6 protein-coding genes are annotated in these 9,286 nt (G+C 67.0%); 4 read left to right on the top strand and 2 right to left on the bottom strand.

What is annotated here, in order from left to right; translation table 11 throughout:
- Positions 1-215: 215 nt before the first annotated feature.
- Together GZ998_RS08710 and glyA are read right to left on the bottom strand one after the other, a co-directional pair.
- Complete coding sequence (locus tag GZ998_RS08710) at positions 216-1,121, bottom strand: bifunctional methylenetetrahydrofolate dehydrogenase/methenyltetrahydrofolate cyclohydrolase (protein WP_219109608.1); 906 nt, start codon at positions 1,119-1,121, stop codon at positions 216-218.
- Positions 1,118-2,437 carry a serine hydroxymethyltransferase gene (gene glyA, locus GZ998_RS08705; protein ID WP_219109607.1) on the bottom strand — a complete coding sequence of 440 codons (1,320 nt, stop codon included), beginning with the start codon at positions 2,435-2,437 and terminating at the stop codon, positions 1,118-1,120. The genes GZ998_RS08710 and glyA overlap by 4 nt, the downstream gene beginning before the upstream one ends.
- 331 nt (positions 2,438-2,768) lie before the next feature.
- On the opposite strand from glyA, the gene cas3 reads away from it, so the two are divergent.
- The 4 genes from cas3 to cas7e all read left to right on the top strand — a co-directional run bounded on the left by cas3 (position 2,769) and on the right by cas7e (position 9,202).
- Positions 2,769-5,720, top strand: a complete 2,952-nt coding sequence (gene cas3 / locus GZ998_RS08700; RefSeq protein ID WP_162678803.1) for a CRISPR-associated helicase Cas3' — start codon at positions 2,769-2,771, stop codon at positions 5,718-5,720.
- Positions 5,717-7,375, top strand: a complete 1,659-nt coding sequence (gene casA, locus GZ998_RS08695; RefSeq protein WP_162678802.1) for a type I-E CRISPR-associated protein Cse1/CasA — start codon at positions 5,717-5,719, stop codon at positions 7,373-7,375. Before cas3 ends, casA begins: the two co-directional genes overlap by 4 nt.
- Positions 7,376-7,467: 92 nt before the next feature.
- Positions 7,468-8,073 carry a type I-E CRISPR-associated protein Cse2/CasB gene (gene casB / locus GZ998_RS08690; protein WP_308807194.1) on the top strand — a complete coding sequence of 202 codons (606 nt, stop codon included), beginning with the start codon at positions 7,468-7,470 and terminating at the stop codon, positions 8,071-8,073.
- Position 8,074: 1 nt separating this feature from the next.
- Positions 8,075-9,202, top strand: coding sequence for a type I-E CRISPR-associated protein Cas7/Cse4/CasC (gene cas7e / locus GZ998_RS08685; protein ID WP_219109606.1), 1,128 nt, complete (start codon positions 8,075-8,077; stop codon positions 9,200-9,202).
- Positions 9,203-9,286: the final 84 nt, after the last annotated feature.

Raw genomic sequence — 9,286 nt, 5'->3', positions numbered from 1 at the left:
CAGAAGTCATGAGACTCAACCGTCCCAGAAGTGTGGAGACAGCACAGGCACCTACAGGTACGAACCGTCGGGCCAGAGTACGAAGCGTCGAAGCAAAGGTACGAACCGTCAGCCGGATTGTCCTGTCAACCGCGCCGTGGTTCATCGGGGACGTGTCACAGCGGGAGCCGCGACCTGGTGCCGCAGCCCAGAACCGCTGCTCCAGGACCCAGCGCCTATGAGTCGGTCGCGTTGCGCTCGGCGATCTCGACGACGTTCGCCAGCAGCAGCGCACGCGTCATCGGGCCGACTCCCCCGGGGTTCGGGGACAGCCAGGCGGCAACTTGGTCGACGCCGTCGGCCACGTCGCCCATGATCCTGCCCTTGCCGGTGTGCGGGTTGACTACGCGGGAGACGCCCACGTCCAGAACCACCGCTCCGGGCGCGACCATGTCGGCCGTGACGACGCCGGCCGAGCCGGCGGCGGCGATGACGACGTCGGCGCGGCGCACGTGCTCGGCCAGGTCCCGGGTGCCGGTGTGGCAGACGTCGACGGTGGCGTTGACGTCCTTGCGCATCAGCAGCAGGCCGATGGAGCGGCCCACGGTGACACCGCGGCCTATGACGCACACATTCTTGCCGGCCAGGTCGATGCCGTGGCGGGTGATCAGCTCGATGCACGCGCGCGGCGTGCACGGCAGCGGCGAGGTGATCGGGCCGGTGCCGCGCAGCACCAGGCGGCCGAGGTTGGTGGGGTGCAGGCCGTCGGCGTCCTTGTCGGGGTCGACGCGCTCCAGGATGGCGTTGGTGTCGATGCCGACGGGCAGCGGCAGCTGGACGATGTAGCCGGTGCAGGCGGGGTCGGCGTTGAGGCGGTCAATGGCCGCCTCGATCTCGGCCTGCGTGGTGGTGGCTGGCAGGTCCACGCGGATCGACTCGATGCCGACCTCGGCGCAGTCCGCGTGTTTGCCGGCCACGTACTTGACGCTGCCGGGGTCCTCACCGACCAGCACCGTGCCCAGGCCGGGGGTGATGCCGCGCTCGCGCAGAGCGGCCACGCGCTCGGCCAGTTCGGCCTTGAGGGCCGCCGCGGTCGCCTTGCCGTCCAGGACGCGGGCGGGACCGCTCCACGCGGCCCTCACTGGGCCAGCCCCGGGTAGAGCGGGAAGGCGTCGGTGAGCGTGCGCACGCGCCCGCGTAGGGAGGCGAGCAGTTCGTCGTCGGCGTTGCCGGCCGCGCCCGCCACCAGGGTGGTGGCGATGATCTCGGCGACCTCGGTGAACTCCGCGGGTCCGAAGCCGCGGGTGGCTAGGGCCGGCGTGCCGATGCGCAGGCCGGAGGTGACGCGCGGCGGGCGCGGGTCGAAGGGGACGGCGTTGCGGTTGACGGTGATGCCGGCGTCGTGGAGGAGGTCTTCGGCCTGCTGACCGTCCAGGGCAGAGTCACGCAGGTCCACCAGCACCAGGTGGACGTCGGTGCCACCGGTGACAAGCTTGATGCCGGCGGCCGCGACGTCGTCGGCGAGCAGGCGCTGGGCGAGGATGGAGGCACCCTCAAGCGTGCGGGCCTGGCGGTCCTTGAACTCGTCGGTGCCGGCGATCTTCATGGCGATGGCCTTGGCGGCGATCACGTGCATGAGCGGGCCGCCCTGCTGGCCGGGGAAGACGGCGGAGTTGAGTTTCTTGCCCCACTGCTCGGCACGGTTGGTCAGCAGCATGCCGGAGCGGGGGCCGCCGAGGGTCTTGTGAACGGTGGTGGACACGACGTCGGACCACGGCAGCGGGGACGGGTGCAGACCGGCGGCGACCAGCCCGGCGAAGTGCGCCATGTCGGTCCACAGGGCGGCCCCGACCTCGTCGGCGATGGAGCGGAAGGCCTCGAAGTCGAGGTGGCGGGGGTAGGCGGACCAGCCGGCGATGATCACGCGGGGGCGCTCGCGCAGGGCGGCCTGGCGCACCTGCTCCATTTCGATGCGGTGGGTGGTCTCGTCCACGCCGTAGGCGGTGGCGTGGTAGTTCTTGCCGGAGAAGTTGATCTTCATGCCGTGCGTGAGGTGACCGCCGTGTGCGAGCGACAGGCCGAGGATGGTGTCACCGCCGTTGGCCAGGGCGTGCAGGACGGCGGCGTTGGCCTGGGCGCCGGAGTGCGGCTGGACATTGGCCCACTCGGCACCAAAGACGGCCTTGGCGCGCTCGATTGCCAGGGACTCGGCTACGTCGACGACTTCGCAGCCGCCGTAGTAGCGGCGCCCGGGGTAGCCCTCGGCGTACTTGTTGGTCAGCACGCTCCCCTGCGCCTGCAGGACGGCGCGCGGCACGAAGTTCTCCGAGGCGATCATCTCCAGGGTCCCGCGCTGGCGGGCGAGCTCGTCGTCGAGGACGGCGGCGATCTCCGGGTCGAGGTCGGCCAGGGGCTGGTTGTTGAGGGTGGTGCGGGCGGTGGCCGCGGAGTCGGTCATGGTTCTCCTGATGTGTGCGCGGCGCGGGCCGCGCGTTGGCGTCGACCTCGGCCCAGGCGGGCGACCAGGTTCTCCATTGCTGCGCCCCGAGCCACCGCGGGGTGCGAGCGGACCCGTGACGTGCCGTCGCTCCCCGGTGGTGACCACCTTTTCGCCAGTCGCGACGACGGCCCCATGCTAGCGCCGACGGCGTGGCGGGGCCAGGTGGTGAGCTTCAGATCCGCTTGCACCCATACATGTAAGTAACAAGTGTGTGGCGGCTCACTCATTGCGCCGTATGCACCGTCTCCCCGGATCTACCGTCAAGCATCCCCTCAGACAAAGGAGTCCCGTGACACTCTCCGAACGCGCCCGGTCTGTGTGGGCAAAGTCCGGGTACGACCCCGACAGCCACGTGTGGCTTCCGTTATGGCTGCACCTGCTGGACAGTGCCGCCGTGGCCGAGCACCTGGCCCGCAACTGGCTGGCGCCGACCGTCCAGGATCTCATTGAGCGCGAGTTCACCGACCCCGATTCCGGCCTCTCCCCCGTCGACGAGTTCTGTCTGCTGGCCTCCTGGATCGCGGGCGTGCACGACATCGGCAAGTGTTCGCCGGCATTCTCCAGCAAGGTCCCGCACCTCGACGACCGGATGCGAGAAGCTGGCCTTAAGCACGAGCCGCTCGACACCGAAGACCGCCGCAGACTGCCGCACGGACTGGCTGGGCATATCGTCCTCCAGCGCTGGCTCCGCACGGAGTACGCCGGCAACCGAGGTGGTTACACAGCCCTCGCCTCCGTCGTCGGGGCCCATCACGGTATTCCACCCACCACGGCCAACCTCTCCACTGAAATCGCAGGACGTGACCACCTGCTAGGCGACGAGCCCTGGGAGACCGCTCGCCGCGAGCTGCTAGACCTCGCAACCACCACGACCGGTGCTGCTCCCCTGCTAGGCGCTTGGAGCCGCCGCAAGTGGTCCCAGCCGTTCCTCGTTGAATTGTCCGGCCTGGTCATCGTGGCCGACTGGATCGCCTCAACCGAAGACTATTTCCCGCTGCTTCCCTTGGACGACGACGGTGCCGCCCTGCTCACGCCCCGCGCCCATACAGCCCGCGTCAACAGGGGCCTGTCGCTGCTGGAGATCCCCTCGCCGTGGCACCCACGCGACACCGGCACCGATGCCGACTCGCTGCTGACACAGCGGTTCAAGCTGCCCGACGGCGCGCGCGCCACCGATGTTCAGACGCAGGCGCTCGAAGCTGCCCGCACCATGGAGCTCCCCGGGATCCTGGTTGTTGAGGATTCCACCGGTGGAGGCAAGACCGAGTCGGCGCTCATGGCCGCCGAGGTGCTTGCCGCGCGCACCGGACGCGCCGGTATCCTCTTCGCCCTGCCGACCCAGGCCACCACCGACGCCATGTTCTCCCGCAAGTTGGACTGGCTCGATGCCGTCGAGCAGGCATACGCCGACGCCGGCGCTCCCTCGGACTTCGCCGTGCAGCTGATTCACGGTCGCGCCCGTCTGAATGAGGAGGCCCGGGAGCTGCGTCGGCGCGGATACCAGCTTCGTGACCGGCTGTTCGGCGCGCTGGGCGGCGAGCAGTCGGACGGTCCCCGTCCGACTGGCATTGGCTGGGATGAAGAGGAGGCGCAAAGCAGGAAAACTCTCGACGCAGCAGGAAGACGCCAAGCGGACGTGGCCATCATGGCCTGGTTCAGCGGGCGGAAGAAGTCGATGTTGTCGGACTTCGTCGTCACCACCGTCGATCATCTGCTGTTCGGCGCGATGCGCTCGCCGCATCTGGCGATGCGCCACCTGGGCCTGTCCCGCAAAGTGGTTGTGGTGGACGAGGTGCACTCCTACTCGACCTACATGAACGCCTACCTTGACCGGGCACTAACCTGGCTAGCTGCCTACGGCGTGCCGGTGGTGCTGCTTTCCGCGACACTGTCGGAGGCACGCTGCACGGCGATGGTCGATGCGTACCGCCGCGGCCTGCAGCTGTCCAGGGCACAACGGCTTAGGAAGCACTCCGACCCCGAAACGATCAATACGCCCTTCCCGTGCCTGGTTGCTGCCGGTTGCGAGTCCACTGAGGTCACTCCGGTTACCTCGGCGGGGCGTCGCTCCGCCACCCAGGTCCGGCAGCTCAGCAAAGACGGCTTGCTACCGCTGCTGGCGGACAAGCTTGCCGACGGCGGCTGCGCCCTTATCGTCCGTAACACCGTCGGGCGCGCTCAGGAAACCTATGAGGTACTGCGCGAGCAATTCGGTGAAGAGGTGACCCTTAATCATGCCCGCTTCACCATCGGAGATCGCCTCGCCAAGGACGCTGATCTGCTCCGCCGCTTCGGTCCGCCACGCAGCCATCCCAAACGCCCGCACCGGGCCATCGTCGTCGCCACGCAAGTGGTGGAGCAGTCGCTAGACATCGATTTCGACCTGCTCGTCACCGACCTCGCTCCCGTCGACCTGGTGCTTCAGCGCATGGGACGCCTGCACCGCCATCAGCGCCCGCGTCCGCCCCGGCTCGTCACTCCCACCTGCTACATAGATTGGCTTCCTGCGACGGGGTCCAGCGCACCTTCACTTGAACGCGGCGCCGAGGCGATCTATGGCGAGCATGACATGCTGCTCAGTGCCGCCGCCTTACACGGCGTCGTCGACGGCGGCGGCACCGTCACGGTGCCCGACGATGTCCACGGTCTGATCGAGGCCGTGTACGGAGATGACGCCGACGTGCCGCCGGCATGGCAGGACGCGCTCGCACAAGCACGGGACGCCTACGCGCGAGAATTCCAGAAGAAGCACAACGCTGCGCGGGCGTTCCTCCTGGAAGAACCCAAGCGCCGTGGTGAGTCCACTTCGCTGATCGACTGGCTTCACACCACAGCGTCGGACAGCGAGGAGGCCGGGCGCGCGCAGGTCCGCGACGGCGAGGACTCGCTGGAGGTCATTCTGCTTGAGCTGCATCGGGAAGGCGGGCAGGAGGAGCTGCGGACGCTGGCGTACGCACCCGATGCTCCGGGGGCTTTGATCCCGACGGACCAGGTTCCTGGCCGCACGGTTGTACGAGCTATGGCGATGTCCGCCGTGCGGCTGCCTGCGGGCATTACCAGGGGAGACAAGATGGACCTAGCGATACAAGAGCTAGAAATTCGTGTCGTACCCGCGTGGCAGGCTGATCCACAGCTCCGGGGGCAGCTCTTCCTACTCCTTGAGGACGGCCGGGCACAGCTGGCCGGAACCACCCTCGAATACTCATCCACAACTGGGCTAAAGGAGGTCCGCGACGCATGACGGCAAGCTTCAATCTTCTCGATGAGCCCTGGATCAGGGTGACCCGGCTCGACGGCGCACCCGATCAGGTCTCTCTCCTCGACCTCTTCCGCTATGCAGAAGGCATCGAAGGAATTCACGGCGAGATCGCCAGCCAGGACATGGCGGTCCTGCGCCTGCTCCTGGCTATCTGCCACCGCGCCATGGACGGCCCGGAGGATCTGGATGCGTGGGAGGAGTACTGGGACGAGCCAGGCAGGCTCGGGACGGACGCCGCCGCCTATCTGGAGCGCTTCCGGGACCGATTCGATCTGCGCGACCCCGAGCAGCCGTTCTTTCAAGTGGCCGGGATCCACTCGGCTTCGGGCAAGATCTCCGGCTTGGAGTCCCTGATCGTGGACGTCCCTAACGGTAATCCCTTCTTCACCACCCGCATTGCCGAGGGCCTGGATGCCATCAGTTGGGCGGAGGCCGCCAGGTGGCTGGTACACGTCCACGCCTATGACCCTGCGGGGATTCGCTCCGGTGCCGTTGGCGACCCGCAGGTAAAGAACGGAAAGGGATACCCGATCGGCCCGGGGTGGACTGGACAGATCGGCGCCGTAGCTGTGACTGGAGAGAACCTGGAGCGCACGCTGCTGCTCAACACCGTAGTCTGCGAAGCGACAGGGGGTCTGCGCGAAGTCAATTCGGAGCTCGACCTCGCCCCATGGGAGCAGGAGCCCAGTGGCCCCGCGGGTTCGCTATCGTTGGAGCCGACCGGACCGGTGGCTTGCTACACATGGCAGACGCGACGCGTCCTGCTGCACGGCGACGGCGAGTCGGCGACTGGGCTCTTCCTCGGGAACGGGGATAAGGCCACCCCGCAGAATCGTTTCTCCGTTGAGCCCATGACGGCGTGGCGTTTCTCCGAGCCACAGACCAAGAAGCTCAAGGCTCCTGTCTACATGCCGCGCAAATTGCCGACGGATCGAGCCTTCTGGCGAGGGTTGTCCTCGCTGATCGCGCAACTCAGCCCCTCGCTGTCAGTCCGGGGCGCAGGAGACGTGACCAGGTATATGCCGCCCGGCGTGGTGGACTTTTACCAGGTTCTCATGATGCATGAGATCGTTCCGATGTCCGGTCTCATGCCGCTGCACGCCACCGGCATCGAGTATGGCGCGCAAGAAGCCGTGGTCTCCGAACTGCTCGACGACACCCTGACCCTTCCGGCGAAGCTGCTCGATCCTGGAGAAACTCGCCTGGTTGCCGTGGTCCGGGACGCCATGGAGCAGACCGAGCAGGTGGCCGGCGCGCTGCGCAACCTCGCCGGAAACCTGGACCGCGCCAGCGGCGGCAGCCCGGATACGGCGTCGGCGGCTCGCAACCGCGCCAGCAGCTCCTTCTACCAGGTGATTGATGAGGAGTTCCCCCGCTGGCTCGCTTCCCTGGCGGAAATCGACCCGACGGCGGGGCGCGAGCAATGGCGGGCCCTCCTGCGGTCGGAGGCCTGGCGTCAGCAGGACGTACTCGCTTTCGCAGCACCGAACGCGGCCTTCGCCGGCCGCGGCGAGGGAACGGGACGCATGGACGTCAGCCGCGCTCTGGTCTTCTTCCGCGCCGCCCTCAACAAGATCATCCCTCCTCCTGAAAGCAATGACGCCCCCAGTGATGAAGCAGAAAGGACAGTTGCATGACGCAGTCAGAAGCCGATGCTCCCGCAGGGCCCCAGAGCACGGCACCACCGCAAGAGCCGAGACGCAGACTTCGAGAGAATGCCGGGCAACTCGTGGATAAGCGCCTAGGCGGGAAGAACGGCCTACAGGCCCGCTACCTGCGCAATGAGTCCCAGGGGCGCGCCGACGTTGCCGCCCTGCGCAAGGCCGCAAACCGAGCCCCCGGGGAGCTCCCCGAGGTCTGGTCGTTGACCGCTGTGCCTGTAGCCTCCAGCGCCGGAGACGCTCCCACATGGGAGGAGCTCGCAGTGCACACCGCCATGACCCTGTATGCCGTGCATCAGCAGTCGCGGAGCGAGGGAATGTTCCAGCCCGGAGTCGGGCTTGGCCGCGCGGCGCGAGACTTAATCGGTCCGCATGACCAGGAGAATCCCTCCGCGCGGGCACGGTTCAACGCGCTAGTCACGTCAACCACCATCGGCGAACTACGCCATCACCTGCGGAGCTTCGTCTCCCAATTGCGCGCCCGAGGCATCCCCCTGGATCACGCCATGCTCTCTGACGACCTAGTCGGTTTCCAACGTCCCGGTGGCGCCAAAGACGTCCGGCTGCGGTGGTCCCGCCAATATGGCGGGTTCTCTTCCACAGCCCAGAGCGTCTCAGCAACCGACGCAGCATCCTTTGATTCCACACCCGCCCCTACTACCACGGAGAACTGAAATGAGCACTTACGTCGACCTCCACATCATCCAGAGCCTGCCGCCGTCCTGCGTCAACCGCGACGACTCCGGCTCTCCGAAGTCCGCCGTCTACGGCGGCGTGAGACGGCTTCGCGTCTCCAGCCAGTCCTGGAAACGGGCCACGCGCCTGTACTTCAACGAGCTCCTGGACGCATCCGACGTCGGTGTCCGCACTAAGCGCGTCGTGGAAGTGCTGGCAAACAAGATCGTGGCTGAGGCGCCCGACCTCACCGAGTCCGCCCCCGCACTGGCTGAGGACGTTTTCAAGGCAGCCAAGATCAAGCTCTCGGCGCCCCGAGGCAAGAAGGATGCTCCGCAGGAATCCGGTTACCTGCTGTTCCTCTCTACTAGCCAGATCGCTCGGCTCTCGGACCTTGCCATCACGTCCACACGCAATGGAGACAAGCTTGATGCCAAGGCGGTCAAGAAGATCTTCAAGGAAGCGCACGCCGTGGACGTGTCGCTGTTCGGCCGCATGGTCGCCGACGATACGGATCTAAACGTAGACGCCGCCTGCCAGGTCGCGCACGCGATCTCCACCCACGCCGCCGAGAACGAGTACGACTTCTTCACTGCTGTCGACGACGCGAAGTCCCGTTCCGAGGAGGAGGACGCCGGCGCCGGGATGATGGGCACGGTCGAGTTCTCCTCGGCAACGATGTACCGTTATGCCACCGTCAATTTCGACCTGCTCGCCGAGAACCTGGGCAACAGCGAAGCCGCCCTACGCGCCCTTGAGGTCTTCGTCAAGGGATTCTGCCTATCCATGCCCACCGGGAAGCAGAACACCTTCGCTAACCGGACCGTACCCGAGGCGATCGCCGTCTCCGTGCGGGATGACCAGCCGGTCTCACTGGTGGGAGCCTTCGAGCAGCCGGTTCGTACCGACGAGACCCGCGGCTACCTCGGCCGCTCTATCGAGGCACTTGCGGAGCACGCGCGCGCAGTGGAAAGCACCTACGGCCTGCGGCCTGTCGCGAGCTTCGTCGTCTCCCTGAAGGACTCAGACGCCGTTGCGTCCTTGGGCGAGAGGGTCTCCTTCGCGGACCTTCCCGGCCGTCTGCGGGAGACCGTGGCGGCACGCGTCACCGACGAGGAGCATTCCTGATGGCTGTTCTCCTGCTACGACTCGCAGGCCCGATGCAGGCGTGGGGGGTGAAGTCTCGTTTCACCGTTCGGGCAACGGAACTTG

This window comes from Actinomyces sp. 594, from assembly GCF_019325145.1.
GTDB lineage: Bacteria > Actinomycetota > Actinomycetes > Actinomycetales > Actinomycetaceae > Actinomyces.
The sequence above is the reverse complement of the archived record's forward strand: the minus strand, read 5'-3'. Positions and strand labels throughout refer to the sequence as shown.